Source organism: Kitasatospora sp. NPDC056651 (assembly GCF_042792155.1).
GTDB lineage: Bacteria > Actinomycetota > Actinomycetes > Streptomycetales > Streptomycetaceae > Kitasatospora.
Genome location: NZ_JBHTWX010000017.1, coordinates 79,230 through 96,118, shown reverse-complemented (window position 1 = coordinate 96,118; position 16,889 = coordinate 79,230). Strand labels below are relative to the sequence as shown.

At 72.0% G+C, this 16,889-nt stretch carries 15 protein-coding genes; 8 read left to right on the top strand and 7 right to left on the bottom strand.

The features are described from left to right. Nucleotides 1–403 precede the first annotated feature (403 nt). Nucleotides 404–904, top strand: coding sequence for a thiol peroxidase (gene tpx / locus ACFRAR_RS10065; protein ID WP_380696801.1), 501 nt, complete (start codon nucleotides 404–406; stop codon nucleotides 902–904). A 284-nt stretch (nucleotides 905–1,188) separates the two neighbouring features. On the opposite strand, the gene ACFRAR_RS10060 is transcribed toward tpx, so the two are convergent. From ACFRAR_RS10060 to ACFRAR_RS10050, 3 genes are read right to left on the bottom strand one after another with little or no spacing between them, the layout of a single operon-like run. Continuing rightward, nucleotides 1,189–1,944 carry an SDR family NAD(P)-dependent oxidoreductase gene (locus tag ACFRAR_RS10060; protein WP_380696799.1) on the bottom strand — a complete coding sequence of 252 codons (756 nt, stop codon included), beginning with the start codon at nucleotides 1,942–1,944 and terminating at the stop codon, nucleotides 1,189–1,191. Further along, nucleotides 1,941–2,927, bottom strand: coding sequence for a 3-oxoacyl-ACP synthase III family protein (locus ACFRAR_RS10055; RefSeq protein ID WP_380696797.1), 987 nt, complete (start codon nucleotides 2,925–2,927; stop codon nucleotides 1,941–1,943). Before ACFRAR_RS10055 ends, ACFRAR_RS10060 begins: the two co-directional genes overlap by 4 nt. 41 nt (nucleotides 2,928–2,968) lie before the next feature. Continuing rightward, nucleotides 2,969–3,229: a hypothetical protein gene (locus tag ACFRAR_RS10050; protein ID WP_380696795.1), complete on the bottom strand. Its 261-nt coding sequence runs from the start codon at nucleotides 3,227–3,229 to the stop codon at nucleotides 2,969–2,971. 1,955 nt (nucleotides 3,230–5,184) lie between these two features. On the opposite strand from ACFRAR_RS10050, the gene ACFRAR_RS10045 reads away from it, so the two are divergent. From ACFRAR_RS10045 to ACFRAR_RS10020, 6 genes are all read left to right on the top strand, one after another. Next, nucleotides 5,185–6,078 carry a class I SAM-dependent methyltransferase gene (locus ACFRAR_RS10045; RefSeq protein WP_380696793.1) on the top strand — a complete coding sequence of 298 codons (894 nt, stop codon included), beginning with the start codon at nucleotides 5,185–5,187 and terminating at the stop codon, nucleotides 6,076–6,078. 637 nt (nucleotides 6,079–6,715) lie between these two features. Then, nucleotides 6,716–8,305: a flavin-containing monooxygenase gene (locus tag ACFRAR_RS10040; RefSeq protein WP_380696791.1), complete on the top strand. Its 1,590-nt coding sequence runs from the start codon at nucleotides 6,716–6,718 to the stop codon at nucleotides 8,303–8,305. A 77-nt stretch (nucleotides 8,306–8,382) separates the two neighbouring features. Beyond that, nucleotides 8,383–9,855, top strand: a complete 1,473-nt coding sequence (locus tag ACFRAR_RS10035; protein WP_380696789.1) for an FAD-binding protein — start codon at nucleotides 8,383–8,385, stop codon at nucleotides 9,853–9,855. Between the two features lie 66 nt (nucleotides 9,856–9,921). Beyond that, complete coding sequence (locus ACFRAR_RS10030; RefSeq protein WP_380696787.1) at nucleotides 9,922–10,392, top strand: SRPBCC family protein; 471 nt, start codon at nucleotides 9,922–9,924, stop codon at nucleotides 10,390–10,392. A gap of 30 nt (nucleotides 10,393–10,422) precedes the next feature. Further along, complete coding sequence (locus ACFRAR_RS10025) at nucleotides 10,423–11,316, top strand: alpha/beta fold hydrolase (RefSeq protein WP_380696785.1); 894 nt, start codon at nucleotides 10,423–10,425, stop codon at nucleotides 11,314–11,316. Nucleotides 11,317–11,321: 5 nt separating this feature from the next. Further along, the gene (locus tag ACFRAR_RS10020; RefSeq protein ID WP_380696783.1) at nucleotides 11,322–11,987 is read left to right on the top strand and encodes a 4'-phosphopantetheinyl transferase; all 666 of its coding nucleotides are present in this window, start codon (nucleotides 11,322–11,324) and stop codon (nucleotides 11,985–11,987) included. Between the two features lie 394 nt (nucleotides 11,988–12,381). On the opposite strand, the gene ACFRAR_RS10015 is transcribed toward ACFRAR_RS10020, so the two are convergent. After that, nucleotides 12,382–13,389: an AraC family transcriptional regulator gene (locus ACFRAR_RS10015; protein WP_380696781.1), complete on the bottom strand. Its 1,008-nt coding sequence runs from the start codon at nucleotides 13,387–13,389 to the stop codon at nucleotides 12,382–12,384. Between the two features lie 186 nt (nucleotides 13,390–13,575). On the opposite strand from ACFRAR_RS10015, the gene ACFRAR_RS10010 reads away from it, so the two are divergent. Next, nucleotides 13,576–14,070 (top strand): DUF1772 domain-containing protein, encoded by a 495-nt coding sequence (locus ACFRAR_RS10010; protein ID WP_380696779.1) that lies wholly within the window; start codon nucleotides 13,576–13,578, stop codon nucleotides 14,068–14,070. Between the two features lie 122 nt (nucleotides 14,071–14,192). Here the strand turns inward: ACFRAR_RS10010 and ACFRAR_RS10005 are convergent, their stop codons facing one another. The 3 genes from ACFRAR_RS10005 to ACFRAR_RS09995 all read right to left on the bottom strand — a co-directional run bounded on the left by ACFRAR_RS10005 (nucleotide 14,193) and on the right by ACFRAR_RS09995 (nucleotide 16,736). After that, nucleotides 14,193–14,888, bottom strand: a complete 696-nt coding sequence (locus tag ACFRAR_RS10005; RefSeq protein ID WP_380696777.1) for a polysaccharide deacetylase family protein — start codon at nucleotides 14,886–14,888, stop codon at nucleotides 14,193–14,195. A 229-nt stretch (nucleotides 14,889–15,117) separates the two neighbouring features. Then, nucleotides 15,118–15,720: a DUF1772 domain-containing protein gene (locus ACFRAR_RS10000; RefSeq protein WP_380696775.1), complete on the bottom strand. Its 603-nt coding sequence runs from the start codon at nucleotides 15,718–15,720 to the stop codon at nucleotides 15,118–15,120. A gap of 179 nt (nucleotides 15,721–15,899) precedes the next feature. Next, nucleotides 15,900–16,736: an NmrA family transcriptional regulator gene (locus ACFRAR_RS09995; protein ID WP_380696773.1), complete on the bottom strand. Its 837-nt coding sequence runs from the start codon at nucleotides 16,734–16,736 to the stop codon at nucleotides 15,900–15,902. Nucleotides 16,737–16,889 lie beyond the last annotated feature (153 nt).

Genomic DNA, 16,889 nt, shown 5'->3' with positions numbered 1-16,889 from the left:
CTCCACCCGGCCGACCTCGCGCGCCGACGACGACGCCTCCTCGCGGGAGACCTCGCCCCGCACGGTCACGCCCCGCTTCTCCAGCGCCTTCGCGAACGTGCGGGCGGCCGCCAGCGGGGTGCGGATGCCGGGCGCGGGCGGGACCGGGCCGGGTACTGATGCCTGGCGCGGGTGCCGGGTCCCGGGCGCAACCCGGGCGCGGGATCCGCCCCTCTACCCGCGGGGGTGTCCGGCCGGTGTCCCGCGGCCGTCACGCGGGCGCCCCGGGACCCTCCCCCGCACCTTCCCGCCCCCGCCGGCCGGCCCTTCACCGGCCCTCCCCCGGCCGTCTCCCCGCCGGGCCGCGAACGGGCAGTAGGATCGGCGGCGTTGCATCCCGTATACCGCTGGTAGGAGGCTTTTCATGGCTCAGGTCACGCTGAAGGGGAACCCGGTGCAGGTCGACGGCGCGCTGCCGGCCCCCGGCACCCAGGCACCCGGGTTCACCCTGGTCGGCGAGGGACTCGCGGACGTGTCGCTGAAGGACTTCGCGGGCCGCCGCAAGGTCCTGAACATCTTCCCCAGCATCGACACCCCGACCTGCGCGACCTCGGTGCGCACCTTCAACACCGAGGCCGCGTCCCTGGACAACACCGTGGTGCTGTGCGTGTCGGCCGACCTGCCGTTCGCGCAGGCCCGCTTCTGCGGCGCCGAGGGCCTGGAGAACGTCAAGACCCTCTCCACCCTGCGCGGGCGCGACTTCCACGACGCCTACGGCGTGGCGATCGCCGACGGCCCGCTGGCCGGCCTGACCGCCCGCGCGGTCGTCGTCCTGGACGAGGACGACACCGTCCTGCACACCGAACTCGTCGCCGAGATCGCCGACGAGCCGAACTACGAGGCCGCGCTCGCCGTCCTCAACTGACCCGCACCCGGGCACCCCTTTCCCGCGGCGGCCCGCCCCCGCACACCACGCCCCGGCCCCGCCCCTTCGCGGCGGGGCCGGGGCCGGGGCCGGGGAGCGGGCCACCGCGGCGGACCCGATACCCGGGCGAAACACCCGGGCCGGCACGACACCCGCACGCGGAACCCGGGCCAAGCCCGGGCCGGCGCAACACCCGGGCCGGCGCAACACCCGGGCCGGCACGACACCCGCACGCGGAACCCGCACGCGGAACCCGGGCCAAGCCCGGGCCCGCCCGCCGCCGCTCAGGTGATCGACGCCCCCGAATCGATACTGATGACCTGCCCCGTCATACAGTCCTGGTCCAGGAACAGGCTCATCGACCGCGCCACCTCCCGCGGCGTGACGAACCGCGGCACCGGGACCTTCTCCAGCATCCCCGCCACCACGTGCTCGGGCAGCGTCCGCGTCATCCCCGTGATCATGAACCCCGGCGACAGCGCGTTGACCGTCACCCCCCGGCGCCCGCACTCCGCCGCCAGGGTCCGCGTCAGACCGATCAGCCCCGCCTTCGACGCCGCGTAAGCCGTCTGCCCCGCGGTGGCGATCAGCGCCGACGGCGACACGATGTTCACCACCCGCCCCCACCGCGCCCGCAGCATCGCCGGCACACACACGCGCGCCGTGTGGAACGAACCGACGAGATTCGTGTCGATCACCTCCCGCCACTGCCCCGGATCCTGCATCGCCATCAGCGCGTCCCTGCGGACCGCCCCGTTGTTGACGAGCACGTCCACCGGCCCCAGCGCCGAGCGCACCTGCTCGTACATCGCGCCCACCGCCCCCCAGTCCGCCACCGAACCGGTCACCAGCACATGATCGTTGACCAGCTGGGAAGCGACCTTCTCCGCACCCTCACGGGAGGAGTTGTAGTGCACCGCGACCCGGCACCCCGCCGCGTCCAGCGCCAGCGCCAGCTCACCGCCCAGCCCGCCCGAGGCACCCGTCACCAGCGCCACCGGCGACACGGGCCGCCGCCCGAAAGCCTCCTTGCCGCTCACCGCGCCACCCCTCCCCACGTCAGCAGCACCGAACCCCACGTCATCCCCGCACCGAACCCCGCCAGCAACACCGTGTCACCGTCCTTGATCCGCCCCGCGTCCAGCGCCTCCGCCAAAGCGATCGGCACCGACGCCGACGCCGTGTTCCCGTACCGCTCCAGATTCGTCACCAGCCGGTCGGCGGGAATCCCCGTATGGGAGAGCACCGAATTGATGATCCGGATGTTCGCCTGGTGCGGCACCACGTGATCGACCTGCTCCGGAGTGACCTTCGCCTGCTCCAGCGTCTCGCGGATCGTCCGCACCGTGTAACGCACCGCATTCAGATAGATCTCGTTGCCGTTGATCTGCGCGTAGTGCAGCCCCCGGGCGACGGTCTCCGCGCTCGTCGGCATCCTCGAACCGCCCGCCAGGACCTTCAGACTGCCCTTGCACGAACCGTCCGCGCCCAGGTTCCACGCCCGGACACGGTCCACCGCCCCCGGCACCAGGACCACCGCCCCCGCACCGTCACCCACCAGGATCGACAGATCCCGGTCGGCCGGGTTCGCGGTCAGCGTGTGCGTGTCCGAACCGATCAGCAGCACCGGCCGCGGGTCCATCCGCATCAGACCCGCGGCCGTCACCAGCCCGTACACGAAACCCGCGCACTCCGCGTTCACGTCATGCGCGCTGCCCGCGATACCCAACTCCTCGTGGACGAACGCCGACGTCGCCGGCGAGGGCTGCTCCGGAGTCGCCGTCGCCACGATCAGGTGCGCGATGTCCCCACCCGTGAGCCCCGCCCGCTCCAGCGCCCGGCGCCCGGCCTCCACGGCCATCGACGCCGTACTCTGCCCCTCACCGACCGCCCTGCGCTCACGGATACCGCACCGCGAGACGATCCAGTGCTCGTCCACCCCGAAGCGCCGCGCGAGTTCCTCGCTGGTCACCACACGCTCGGGCACCGACATCCCCCAGCCGGTGACGTCGAAACCGCTCACCACCGCGACCCCTCTCCCCTTCTCCGCCGGTGCCCCGGGCCTCAGTTGCCCGCGCCCGGCACCAGCGCCAGGATCCGCTCGTGGACCACCCGCAGCGTCGTCGTGTCATCGATGTCCGCGAACAGCGACTCGTCCGCGGGAATGTGCGGGTACTGGTTCTGGAAGCCGTACAGCCACTCCATCAGATCCAGGGAATCGACATCCGCGATGTGCTGCAGAGCCGCGTCCGCGTCGATCTCGTGCGCGCCGGAAACCGCCTGAAGCTGCTCGGCCAGGTCCTCGATCGTGGGAATCTGAGACATCAGTGATCGTTTCCTCTCCAGCACCCGTCCTCTCCGAGGAAACCGGGCGCAAAGTCAATGTGGGATGAAAACCGGCCGGAACAAACCACCACACCCCCGCCCCCCACCCCCCGACCCGGCCCACCCCTGCCCTGCCCGGCCCGCGGCCAAGACCGGGTACGGGTACGGGTACGGGGCGCCGCCCGCCCGTGCCCTGCCCGGCACACCACCACACACCACGCGCGGCAGCACGACCGGCAGAGCGGCACAGCAGACAACCCCACCGGCCGACAGGCCGACAGGCCGACGGACAGGCAGAACGGGACGGACAGTCCGCAAGGCCCGGACGGAACGAACGGAACGAGTCAGCGGGTGGAACGGACGGAACGGGTCCGCCGGTCAAGCCGGTGGAACAGGTGAAGCCGGTGAAGCGGGTGGAACAGGTCCGCCGGTGGATCAGGTGAAACGGGCGGAGCAGGTCCGCCGGTGAAGCGGGTGGAACAGGTGAAGCCGGTGGAACAGGTCCACCCGTGAAGCCGGTGGATCAGGTGAAGCCGGCAAAGCGGGGGTGAAGCCGGCGGAACAGGTCCGCCAGTGAAACCGGTGGATCAGGTGAAACGGGCGGAACGGGTCCGCCGGTGGAACGGGTGGAGCGGGTGGAACAGGTCCACCCGTGAAACCGGTGGATCAGGTGAAGCCGGCAAAGCGGGTGAAGCCGACGGAACAGGTCCGCCGGTCAAGCCGGTGGATCAGGTGAAACGGGCGGAACGGGTCCGCCGGTGAAACCGGTGGATCAGGTGAAACGGGCGGAGCAGGTCCGCCGGTGGATCAGGTGAAGCCGGCAAAGCGGGTGAAGCGAGCGGAACGGGTCCGCCGGTGAAGCGGGTGGAGCGGGCGCGGCCGCCGGCGCACAGGCCGCCGGATCGACGCGGCCCGCACCTCCGGAGAACAGCGGAGCGCAACCACCCCCCCCCGGAAGCCGGAAGAGACCTTCCCGGGGACGGAGCACTCCGGCCGGGGTGTCCAGCCGAAACCGCATGAAACCCGCCCCCACGCAACCAGCGCGCAACCCACCCCCGCCCGCATCCCTTGCGGACCGCTTGCGAGACACACGCTTACCTGACCCACACCACACGACACCCGCACGCACACCACCCCCGCCCCGGACACCCCCGCGCCACCCGGCAACCCCACCCCGGCACCCCGGCACCGGCGATCACCGCCCCGGCAAGAGCACCCGCACACCCCCGCACCACAGGACAGGACCCGGCCACCACACGAGGACAGGCACGACCACCCCACCCCACCCCCCCACCCCACTCAACCAATCAACCACCCGCCCGGCCCGGCCCGGCACCACCGGGAAAAGGAGCCGGCCACACCCGGACACCACCACGGCCCCCACCGGCGAACACCACCACACCAGGCCGCCACCACTCACCCCGCAAGAAACCAACCACACGGAACCACACCCGAGTTCACCACCCGGACCACACCACCCGGGCACCCGAAGAACACGGCACGGCACACCCGCACAGCCACACCCGCCCACACGAACCACACAACCCGCACCGCCCACACGAACCACACCGCCCACACGAACCACACAACCCGCACGGGCCGCACCGCCCGCACGGGCCGCACAACCCGCACCGCCCGCACGGGCCCGCACCGCCGAGACCACGGCACACACACCACCCGCCCGGAAACCCGGCCCGGCCACCACCCCCGGCACCCGGCACCCGGCACCACACCCCGACAACGACCATCCCACCGCCCGGACACAGCCCCGCCGGCACCGGCCCGCCCCCCGCGGCCCGGAACGGCAGGGGTGCGGCCGGCCGCACCGCACACCACGACCCGGGCCGGGCCCGACACGCCCACCGCCCCACCGGCCGCAACCCCACCCACGACCGACCGGCCGACCCGCCGATCGATCGGCCACCACCCGAACCACCGACCAAGGGACCCCACACATGACCACCGTCGAAGCCCGCACCATCAACCCCGACGTCGAGGCCATCCGCCACCACTACGAGGTCCCCAACGAGCTCTACCGGCTCATCCTGGGCCCCACCATGATGTACTCCGGCGGCTACTGGGAGGACGGCGAAGACCTCGTCACCGTCCTCGACGAGGCCCAGGAACGCAAACTCGACACCTTCACCGACCTCGCGAACGCCGCCCACACCGACTCCGTCCTGGACATCGGCTGCGGCTGGGGCACCATGCTCAACCGCCTCACCACCGTCCACGGCGTCAAGAAAGCCGTCGGCGTCACCCTCTCCCGCACCCAGGCCGACTTCGTCGACGCCCTGGACAACCCCGCCATCCAAGCCCGCGTCGAAAGCTGGGAAGACCACCGCCTCGCCGACGGCCAGGCCCCCTACGACGCCGCGTTCTGCATCAACGCCCTCGAACACTTCGTCCTGTCCTCCCTCACCCCCAAAGAGCGCACCCAGCGCTACCGCGTCTTCTTCAAGCAGGTCCACTCCCTCCTCAAGCCCGGCGCCCGCTTCGTCCTGCACACCATGACCGTCGAGAACCCGCCCCTGCGCCGCCAGCTCCTCGACGACCTGAAATTCCTCCAGCGCGAGGAATTCGAGGGCTGCCACATCCCGCGCCTGCCCGAACTCGCCTCCGGCCTCGACGGACTCTTCGAAGTCACCGAGATCCGCAACGAGCCCGAATCCTTCGCCCGCGCCTGCCGCGCCTGGCTCCAACTCCTCGCCGCCCGCCGCGGCGAAGCCGTCACCATGACCGACGAGACCACCGTCGCCCGATTCGAGCGCTACCTCGACATCTTCGCCTACACCCTCGAAGACCACATCTTCAACAACTTCCGCGTCACCCTCACCCGCCGCGCCTGACCCCCAGAACACCCCGGACACCCGGACACCCGGACACCCGGACACCCGAAGACACCCCGGACACCCGGCCCCGCTCCGACAGGCAGCCACACCCCGGACACCCGGACACCCGAAGCCCGAGGACAGCCGAGGAACCAAGGCCCGAGGCCCGACGAACCAAGGACACCCCGGCCGTGCCGGGCCGGCACCCACCCGCCGCACCCCGGACACCCGCGGAACCAAGGAGCCGAGAACACCCGGCCCCGCACCCCGGACAGTCAGGGACCCAAGGACACGCGGAACCAAGGACAGCCCAGGCCCGACGAACCAAGGACCCGAGGACAACCGGGGCCCGAGGAACCACGGACCCGAGGACGACCAGGCCCGAGGACAGCCGAGGCCCGAGGAATCAAGGACCCGCGGACAGCCGACGAACCGAGAACCCGAGGACACCCCGGCCGTGCCGGGCCGGCACCCACCCGCCGCGCCCGGCCCCGCACCCCGGAACACCCGAGGACCCCAAGGAACCCACGAACCCCGAGGACCCCGAGGACCCCGAGAAATCAAGAACACCCCGAGAAATCAAGAACACCCCGGGAACCCGGACACACCCAACGACACCGCGGACCGAGGACACCCGAGAAAAGGACACCCCGCCATGACCACCACCCCCGCCCCCGACCGCACCACACCCACACCCACCCCAGCCACCACCCCCACCACCGGCACCACCCCCACCCCCTCACACCCCGGCGACCTCGCCGTCCGCCACCTCAAAGCCGCCGTCATCGGCGCCGGCATCTCCGGCATCGGCACCGCCATCGGCCTCCTCAAAGCCGGCATCCACGACTTCCTCGTCTTCGAACGCGCCACCGACCTCGGCGGCACCTGGCGCGACAACACCTACCCCGGCTGCGCCTGCGACGTCCAGGCCCACCTCTACTCCTTCTCCTTCGCCCGCAACCCCGAATGGAAATCCACCTTCGCCACCCAGAGCGAAGTCCACACCTACCTCAAAGACTGCGCCACCCGCTACGGCATCGAACCCCACCTGCGCTACGACCACGAACTCCTGAACGCCACCTGGAACGACACCCACCACCACTGGGACATCCACACCAGCCGAGGCCACTACACCGCACAAACCCTCATCACCGGCACCGGCTACCTCTCCGACCCCGCCATCCCCCAGATCCCCGGCATCCACACCTACACCGGCACCCTCTTCCACTCCTCCCAATGGCGCCACGACCACGACCTCACCGGCCGCGACATCGCCGTCATCGGCACCGGCGCCTCCGCCATCCAATTCCTCCCCCACATCCAACCCCAAGCCGCCCGCCTCGACCTCTACCAGCGCACACCCCCCTGGATCGCCGCCAAACCCGACAAACCCAACACCACCCGCCACACCTGGATGCTGCGCCACCTGCCCGGCTACCAACGCCTGCGCCGCGCCTTCAACCAACACGGCCGCGAAATCGTCGCGTTCTTCCTCTCCCGCCCCTCCCGCACCACCGGCATGAAGAACATGGCCGCCGGCCACCTCAAGAAATCCGTCCCCGACCCCGCCCTGCGCACACGCCTCACCCCCGACTACACCGTCGGCTGCAAACGCCTCCTGTTCTCCAACACCTGGTACCCCGCCATCCAGCAACCCAACGTCGACATCATCAGCGACACCATCACCCACATCACCCCCACCGGCATCACCACCGCCGACGGCACCACCCGCACCGTCGACACCATCATCCTCGCCACCGGCTTCACCGCCACCGACCGCCCCGTCGCCCACCGCATCACCGGCCGCCACGGCCACACCCTCGCCCACACCTGGCACCACCACGGCATGAACGCCCACCGCGGCACCACCATCCACGGCTTCCCCAACCTCTTCATGCTCCTGGGCCCCAACACCACCCTCGGCCACTCCTCCCAGACCGTCATGATCGAAGCCCAGATCACCTACATCCTCTCCGCCCTCCACACCATGGACCGCCACCACCTCACCACCCTCGAACCCCGCCCCGAAGCCCAGAACGCCTACAACCAGACCATCCGACACCGCCTGAAGAACACCGTCTGGACCACCGGCGGCTGCCACAGCTGGTACCAGGACACCAACGGCCACAACCCCAGCATCTGGCCGACCTACACCTGGCGCTACCGCCGACAGACCCACACCCTCGACCTCCACAACTACACCACCACCACCCACACCAACCACACCACCACCACCACCAACTGACACAACACCAGACACCTCCGAACTCCCCTGACCCGAAGCCAACTTCAGTTCACACCACCGATCCCGAAGGGCCCCGCATGAACCGCACCGGCCTCTCCAGGCGCCTCCTGCTCACCGGCGCCGCCGCCACCGTCATCGGTTTCAACACCACCACCCGCACCTGGGCCACCGCCAACGACCCCACCGCCGGCCGCATCTCCCCGGTCCCCCCGCTCCAGGGCACCCTGACGACCAGCAGCTCCACCCGTACCGCGTTCGCCCAGGACTTCGGCCGCCTCACCACCACCACCCCGTACGCGGTCCTCAACCCCGCGAGCGCCCAGGACATCGCCGCCGTCATCAGCTTCGCCCGGCGCAACCGGCTCAAGGTCGCCATGAACGGCCAGAGCGGCACCGGAACCGACCTCGAGTCACACTCCAACTACGGCCAGGCGGGCGTCGCCGGCGGCATCAGCATCAACGCCCGTTCCCTCAACCGCATCCACGCGATCACCTCCACCAACGCCACCGTCGACGCCGGCGTCACCTGGGCCCAGCTCACCGAGGCCGCCCTCGCGCAGAACCTCACGCCCCCCTGCCTGACCGACTACCTGCACCTGTCCATCGGCGGCACCATCAGCGTCGGCGGCATCGGCTCCACCGTCCACAAGTACGGTCTCCAGGCCGACACCGTGGAGTCCATCGAGATCGTCACCGGCACCGGCCGCGTCCTGACCGCGTCCGCCACCCGGAACGCCGATCTCTTCCACGCCGCCCTCGCGGGCGCCGGCCAGGTCGGGATCATCACCCGCGCCACCGTCAAGCTCGTCCCCGCGCCCGCCCGCGCCCTGGTCTTCACCCTCATCTACGACGACCTCGCGACCTTCCTCGCCGACCAGCAGACCCTCCTTGCCGACGGTCGCTTCCCCTCCCAGGTCGGCGAAGTCCTCATCCAGCCGGTCGGGCAGGCCCCCCGGTACAAGATCGAGGCGGTCGCCCACTACAACACGACGCCCCCCAGCACCGCCGCCCTCCTGACCGGCCTCACCCCCACCAGCACCGACATCGCCGACCAGACCTACCGCGAGTACACCTACCGCGCCGACGTCTTCGCCGACACCATCAAGGACCTCGGCTACTGGAACGCCCCCAAGCCGTGGCTCTCCCTCTTCCTCCCCGCCTCCGCCATCCACACCTTCCTCACCGAGGCGCTCCCCCAGATCACCCCCGACGACATCGGCGCCGGGCTCCTCCTCTGCTACCCCTTCCACACCGGCAAGCTCACCCACCCCCTGGCCATCACCCCGAGCGAGCCCGTCGCCTTCCTCTTCGACTTCCTCGCCTTCCCCCATCCGGCCACCAACCCGGCCCCCGCCCTCGTCCGCAACCGCGCCCTCTACAACCGCGCCACCCAGCTCGGCGCGAAGCGGTACCTCGTCGGCGCCATCCCCAACATGACCCCCGCCGACTGGCGGAACCACTACGGCTCCCGCTGGGGCACCCTGGCCGCCGCCAAGGACACCTACGACCCCACCCACACCCTCACGCCGGGCCAGAACATCTTCCCCTGACAGGGAATCCACCGGCCCCGACCGCACCCCGCCTCCCAACCCGTCGACGGAAAGGCCCGATTCCCCGTGCACGCCATCCACCACACCGACCGCGCCATCCTCAACCAGCCCACCCACGCCGTCTGGGACGCGATCGTCAGCGAGCTCAACGGCAAGACCACCTGGTGGCACCCCCACAACACCCACCGGCCCGGGTCCACCGGCCCCCAGCTCCAGGGCGGGACCATGACGACCACGATCCACCCCGCCGGCGTCGGCAAGCCCGGCCCCAAGCTCCGGTTCAACTCCACCACCACCCACGTCACCCCCGACGTCGAGCTGACCCAGGCCCACACCGGCCACTTCCGGGGCACCACCACCTACCGCCTCACGCCCCACAACAACGACACCCAGACGCTCCTCACCATCACCTTCGCCACCACGCCGAACGGCCTGGCCAAGGTCCTCCACAAGCTGGCCAACCTCACCGCCAAGCACACCGCGGCCACCCAGCACGCCCTCAGCAACCTCCAGAAGCACCTCGACAACCAGAAGTAGGAACCACCACCGGACGAAAGGAGGTCCGCCGTGACCATCACCGAAATCGCCACGCTCCCCGCCCGCCACGCCGTCACCGCCACCGACCACACCGCGACCACCGACGACCACGCGCAGCTGGCCATCTCGGTGCACCGGCCGGGCGAGCCCGACCCGGGCCGGCCGCTCGTCCTGCTCGTCCACGGCTGGGCGGCCTCCCGGACGGTCTGGCACGCCACCGCGCACCAGCTCGCCGCGGCCGGACACACCGTGGCCTCGTACGACCAGCGCGCACACGCCTCGTCGACGGCCGGACGGGAGCCGATCAGCATCGACCGGCTCGCCCGGGACCTCGATGCCGTCGTCGGCACGCTCACCACGCCGGAGCGGCCGGTCGTGGTGGTGGGGCACTCCGGTGGCGGGTACGCCGCGCTCGCCTGGGCCGCCGGACTCGCCGCCCGGCAGGGGGGCTCAAGTTCCAAGCGCCTGCGTGGACTTGTCCTCGTGTCCACCGCCTCGCACGGGCAGAGCACCCCGGCGAGCGAGGTCAAGATGATGGGGTCGGAGCTGTTCAGCCGGGCCCTGCGGACCCCGTGGCTGGGCCGCCGCCTGCTCGGCGGCACGCACGGGCCGGACGCCAAGCTGACGGCGCGGGAGGCCAACCGCCGGCTGTTCGCCGCGACGCCGCCGGGCACCCGGGCCGCCTGCTTCGCCTCCACCGAGGAGATGGACCTGCGCGCGGGCCTGGCCCGGATCACCGCGCCGACCGTCGTCATCACCGGCACCGAGGACAAGATCGTGAAGCCCGAGTTCAGCCAGGCGCTCGCCTCGGCACTGCCGGACGCCGAGCTGCACCGGATCGCCGGCGCCGGCCACATGGTGCCGCTGGAGGCCCCGCACCACGTCGCCCGCCACACCCACCTGCTGGTCACGGCCGGCCGCTGACGCCCGTGACCACCGTCGCCCCCGCCGCCGTCCTGGCCGCGCTGCTGCCGCCCCACGTCCACTGCGCCGAGGCCTTCGGCACCCCGTCCGAGGGCCTGTTGCTGCCTCTGGAGGAGGCGTACATCCGGGACCGTTCGCCGCGCCGCCGACGGCAGTTCGCCACCGCCCGGGCGCTCGCCCGCCAGGCCCTCGGCACCCTCGGGCACCCGCCGGCGCCCCTGCTCCCCGGGCCCGGCGGGGCGCCGCGGTGGCCGACGGGCATCGCGGGCAGCATCACCCACACGGACGGCTACACCGCCGTCGCCGTCGCCGCCACCGGGCACCACACCTCGCTCGGGATCGACGCCGAGCCGGCCCGGCCGCTTCCCCGCGGCGTGCTCCAGCTCGTCAGCGGCGAGGCCGAGCGCCGGGCCCTCGCCGCACTGCCCGTCGGCCACGCCCCTTGGGACACCGTCCTGTTCAGCGCCAAGGAGGCCGCATACAAGGCCGTCCACCCGCTGACCGGGACCTGGGCTCCGCTGGCCGCCATCGCCGTCACGGTGCACGCCGACGGCACCTTCACCGCCCGCCACCCGCACCATCCCCACGCCCGCACCGGCTCCTGGGGCGTGCGCCACGGCACGGTCGTCACCGCCCTCGCGCTCCCGCCGTACCGGGCCGCCGCCGCCTGACGTTCCCGTGGCATGACGCCCGCCGGCACCCGGGCGCCGGCGGGCGAGCTCCGCGAGGAACGGCCCGAACTCGCCGCCGCGCTCGCGGTGTCGGCCCGAGCCTCCCGCCACCCGGGCCTCCCGCCACCCGGGGCGACCGGCGGGCCTCTGTCGTCCCCGGTGCCATGTGACACCGGGGACGACCGGGCGGAAGGCCCGGAGGCGGCGGGTGGGTCAGCCGGCCGGAAGGCGAGAGGGCGTCAACCAGTCTGAATCGACGGCGAGTTCGGCGGCGAGTTCGGCGACGCCTGCCGCGATGAGCCGACACGCCTCCGGTGCGGGGTGGATCAACCGGTCAACGGCGGGGGGCGGCCAGTGCGCCGCCCCCGCAGCCCCGCCCCCGGCGCCTCCTGGCTCAGCCCGCCAGGATCACCGTCTCCGCCGGTCCCGAGAAGCCCACCGGCCGCGCCGGGACGCCCGTGGCGGCCAGCCGGCGGTGCTCCTGCGGACTGATGCCGCGCACCCGCTTGAAGGCCGCCGAGAGGGCGAAGGCGTTGCTGTAGCCGACCTTGCGGGCGGCGAAGGCGACCGTGCACTCCGGCTCGCGCAGCAGGTCCGCCGCGACGGCCAGCCGCCAGCCCGCGAGGTACGCCATCGGGGGTTCGCCGACCAGGGCGGTGAAGCGGCGGGCCAGTCCGGCCCGGGAGACGCCGACCCGCTGGGCCAGCTCGGCGACCGTCCAGGCGGTGGCCGGGTCGTCGTGCATCAGCCGCAGCACCGGGCCGACCACCTGGTCGTGCTGGGCGCGGTACCAGGCGGGGGCGCCGGAGTCGGGGGCGGCCAGCCAGGCGCGCAGGACGGAGACCACCAGCAGGTCCAGGATGCGGTCCAGGACGAGCTCCTGGCCGGGCTCGTTGCGCCCTATCTCGGCGGCCAGCAGGTGCACCAGGGTGTCGTCGGCGCCGGTGCCGGCCGGGCGGACCAGCAGCGCGGGCAGGCAGCCGAGCAGCCGCTGGCCGATCTCGTGCTCGGCCTGGTAGGTCCCGGACAGCACCACCGAGGAGGCCAGGTCACCCTCGCGCCCGTGACCCCAGGTGCGGACGCCGAGTGACATCACCTCGGAGACGTCCACCCCGCCCTTGGTGCAGACCTGGCCCGGCCCGACGATCACGTCCACCGGGGTGTCCGGGTCGTCGGCCACCGTGTACGGCTCCGGACCCCGCACGATCGCCACGTCCCCGGGGTGCAGCAGCAGCGGCGTCCCGCGTTCGGGCAGGATCCAGGCCTCGCCGCGGACCATCGTCACCACCGACAGCGGGGCCCGGTCCTCGATCCGCAGCGACCAGGGTGGGGTGAGGATGGAGCGCAGCAGGAACGCGCCACGGGCCTTGGGGCCGTCGAGGAGTCCCGTCAGAGTGTCCATGACGTCAAGTGTAGACGGAGGGACATCATTTGACGCTTCGTCATTTGAGGGACTCTTGAGCGGCCGAGGTGGCTCGCACCGCCCGAATGCCGGATGATCTGCCCACGGGGGTACGGACCGTACGGACCGAGACACGGCGACCGCCGCACGGCGACACCGGCGGCGAGAAGTGAGGGGCTCACGACGATGGAAACGGCACGCACACTCGTCCTGGTGGCGGCCACCGTCACCTGTGGACTGACCGCAGGACTGTTCTACGCCTACGCGTGCTCGGTCATGCCCGCGCTCGCGCGGGTCGAGGACCGGACCTTCATCGAGGTCATGCAGCGCGTCAACGTGGCCATCCTGAACGGCTGGTTCGTCCTCGGCTTCGTCGGCGCCCTGCTCGCCACGGCGGCCGCGGTCGCCCTGCACCTGCCCTCGGACGGGCACGACGTGCTGCCCGCGACCATCGCCGCGCTGGTGCTGTACGTCGCGATGATCGGAGTGACCCGCTCGGTCAACATCCCGCTGAACGACCAGCTCGAAGCCGCCGGGTCGGCTCAGCGGATCGCCGACCCGGCCGCGGTGCGCGGCCGCTTCGAGGCGCGCTGGGTGCGCTTCAACGTGCTGCGCGCGCTGCTGTCGACCGCCGCCCTGGGCTGCCTCGCCTGGGCGCTGGTCCTCAACGGGCAGAGCTGAACCACCGCGCGGGCGAAGCCCGGAGCAGGAAGCCCGGAACAGGAAGCCCGGAGCACGAGGCCCGGAACACGCAGCCCACAGCACGACCGAAGCCGTCCTCTGCCGCCGACCGGATCAGCCGGTCAGCCGCAGAGGGCGGCGAAGCCGTACCCGCGCGCCTTGAGCGTGGAGATGATCGCCGGCAGCGCGGCCACCGTCTGGCTGCGGTCCCCGCCGCCGTCGTGCAGCAGGATCACCGACCCGGGGCGGACGTTGTCCAGCACCCGTGACCTGATGGCGGCCGTGCCGGGCCGGGACCAGTCCGCCGGGTCCACCGACCAGAGCACCACCTGCTTGCCGAGCGCCGCGGCCTTCGACCGCACCGTGCTGTCGACCGCGCCGTACGGCGGGCGCAGGCAGCTCGGGGTGCGGCCGGTCTGCGCGCGGACGGCCTTGTCGGTGTCGACCAGCTGGGCGTTGAGCGCGGCGGCGGAGAGCCTGCGCAGGTCCGGGTGCGACCAGGAGTGGTTCTGCACGCTGTGGCCCGCCCTGGCGACCTGCTTGGTCACCGAGGGGTGGGCGGCGACGTTCTGCCCGATCTCGAAGAAGGTCGCGCGCACCCCGTAACGGGCCAGCGTCGCCAGGACCTTGGGCGTGTAGGCGGGGCTGGGGCCGTCGTCGAAGGTCAGGTAGACCACCTTGGCGGCCCTGGGCGCGGCCGCCTGCGCCTCGGCGGCCGGCAGGGTGACCGCCGCTCCCGCCGCCAGGGCGACGACGAGCGCGCCGACCGCGGTCCTGAACCTGCCGACCGCCGTGCGCCTGCCGGGTCGTACGGACATGCCTGCTCCCTGGGGTAGGAACTCCGGTGCCGCGGCCAGTCTGCTCCGGACGGCCCGTTCGCCGCGACCCGCTGCCGGTCGCGAGCGAACGGAATCGGCCAGCAGCGGAGTCGGGGCCCGACACCGGATCCCGGGAACGGGACCGGAGCCGGGGAACGGGACCAGCGCCCGGGAACGCCGAAGGCCCCCGGCGCGGTTGCGCCCGGGGCCGTGGTGCGGGGTGTTCCGTTCAGCGCTCCGCGCGGCCGTGGAGCACCAGGGAGCGGGCCAGCGCGAGCAGGCCGCCGGTGCACAGCGCGGTGCGGAGCATGTTGACCGGAACCCAGGTGTCCGCGAACTTGGCCCGCACGGCGGCGAGGTCGTGGATCTGGGACGCGTCGCCGGCCGCCGCCAGCTCGTTGTTGAGCGGGATGTTGACGCCCATGGTGACGATCAGCGCCAGCAGGTAGAGCGCCGTCCCGCCCGCCGCCCACAGCGCCGCCCGGCGGCGCCCGGCCTTGTGCAGCAGCCAGGAGGCGATGCCGGTGGCGAGGAACGCGCCGACGAAGACCAGGCCGAACAGCCCGTTCCCGTCGATGGCCTTGTTGATGTGCTGCATCGCCGTCACGTAGGTGTGGTCGTCCCCGGCCGCCAGGCCCGGCATCACCGACACGTCGAAGGCGAAGAACAGGCCCGCCATCAGGCCCATCGTGATGGTGGCACCCACCAGGAGCGGCCCGGTGGCCTTGCTCCTGGTACCGGGCACGGCCGAGGCCACGCCGCCCGGCACGGGGCCGGTGAAGGACTGTGCCGCGGTGTAGGAAGCAGGGGTCGCGGTCTGATTCGAGCGCATGGGTATTCCTTCGGTCTCCCCGGTCCCCGCCCGGTGCGGGGACTCTCCCGGTGTCCGGGCCGCCGGCCTCCTCACCGCCCCCGGCCGCGGCCGGGTGGTCGGTCAGGGGGCCGGCGCCGCCCGGCACCGACGATCTACTGAACTGCCGTACTCACGGCAGGTGTTGCCCTTGCGAATGGTCACGCGTTCCACACGCCCGTGGCGGCGGCGGCGCGGGCGTAGTCGGCGAAGTCCCGCGGCTCACGCCCCAGCGCCCGCCGCACCCCGTCCCCCAACGACGCGTTACGACCGTCGAGGATCACCGAGAACAGCTCCGCGAAGTCCGCCGGCAGCCCCGCCGCCTCCAGCACCTCCCGGTACGCCTCCTGCGATACCGCCTCGAACCGCACCTCACGACCGATCGCCGCCGACAACTCCCCCGCCACATCGGCGAACGACAGCAACCGCGGCCCCGTCAGCTCGTACACCTCACCCGCGTGCCCCGCCTCCGTCAACGCCGCCACCGCCACATCCGCGATGTCCTCCACATCCACGAACGGCTCCACCGCACCACCCACCGGCAACGCCAACTCCCCCGCCAGCACCGGCTCCAGGAAGAACGACTCGTCGAAGTTCTGGTTGAACCACGCACACCGCACCACCGTCCACGCGGCCCCCGACTCCATCACCGCCTTCTCCCCGGCCTCCGCCGCCTCCTCACCACGCCCCGACAGCAGCACCAGCCGACCCACCCCCCGCTCGGCCGCCAACCGCGAGAACGCCCCCACCGACTCCACCGCACCCGGGAACGCCAGATCCGGGTAGTACGTCAGATACGCCGCACTCACACCCTCCAGCGCCGCACCCCACGTCCCCTCGTCGTTCCAGTCGAACGGCACCGCACCCGAACGCGAACCCACCCGCACCTCATAGCCCCGCCCGGCCAGCCGCTCCGCCACCCGACGACCCGTCTTCCCCGTGCCACCGACCACCAGCACCACACCGGACTCGACCGCGAGATCCACCACACCAGCCATCACAATCACCCTCACTCGGAGTAGGAACCGTTCGGATCGCCGGACCCCGCCGGGGTTCTGGTGAACCCCTACGTGTCCGTCCTCGTGTCCACCAGTCAAGGCCACCGCGGGCCGGCGAACCATAGCCTCCGCACTCAGTTCCATGCGCGAGCG

Excerpts from the sequence above, each read along its gene's own strand:
- ACFRAR_RS10050 (WP_380696795.1), bottom strand. The coding sequence starts at position 3,229 with ATGTCTCAGATTCCCACGATCGAGGACCTGGCCGAGCAGCTTCAGGCG.
- ACFRAR_RS10040 (WP_380696791.1), top strand. The coding sequence starts at position 6,716 with ATGACCACCACCCCCGCCCCCGACCGCACCACACCCACACCCACCCCA.
- tpx (WP_380696801.1), top strand. The coding sequence starts at position 404 with ATGGCTCAGGTCACGCTGAAGGGGAACCCGGTGCAGGTCGACGGCGCG.
- ACFRAR_RS10010 (WP_380696779.1), top strand. The coding sequence starts at position 13,576 with ATGGAAACGGCACGCACACTCGTCCTGGTGGCGGCCACCGTCACCTGT.
- ACFRAR_RS10045 (WP_380696793.1), top strand. The coding sequence starts at position 5,185 with ATGACCACCGTCGAAGCCCGCACCATCAACCCCGACGTCGAGGCCATC.
- ACFRAR_RS10005 (WP_380696777.1), bottom strand. The coding sequence starts at position 14,888 with ATGTCCGTACGACCCGGCAGGCGCACGGCGGTCGGCAGGTTCAGGACC.
- ACFRAR_RS10015 (WP_380696781.1), bottom strand. The coding sequence starts at position 13,389 with ATGGACACTCTGACGGGACTCCTCGACGGCCCCAAGGCCCGTGGCGCG.
- ACFRAR_RS10000 (WP_380696775.1), bottom strand. The coding sequence starts at position 15,720 with ATGCGCTCGAATCAGACCGCGACCCCTGCTTCCTACACCGCGGCACAG.
- ACFRAR_RS10035 (WP_380696789.1), top strand. The coding sequence starts at position 8,383 with ATGAACCGCACCGGCCTCTCCAGGCGCCTCCTGCTCACCGGCGCCGCC.
- ACFRAR_RS09995 (WP_380696773.1), bottom strand. The coding sequence starts at position 16,736 with ATGGCTGGTGTGGTGGATCTCGCGGTCGAGTCCGGTGTGGTGCTGGTG.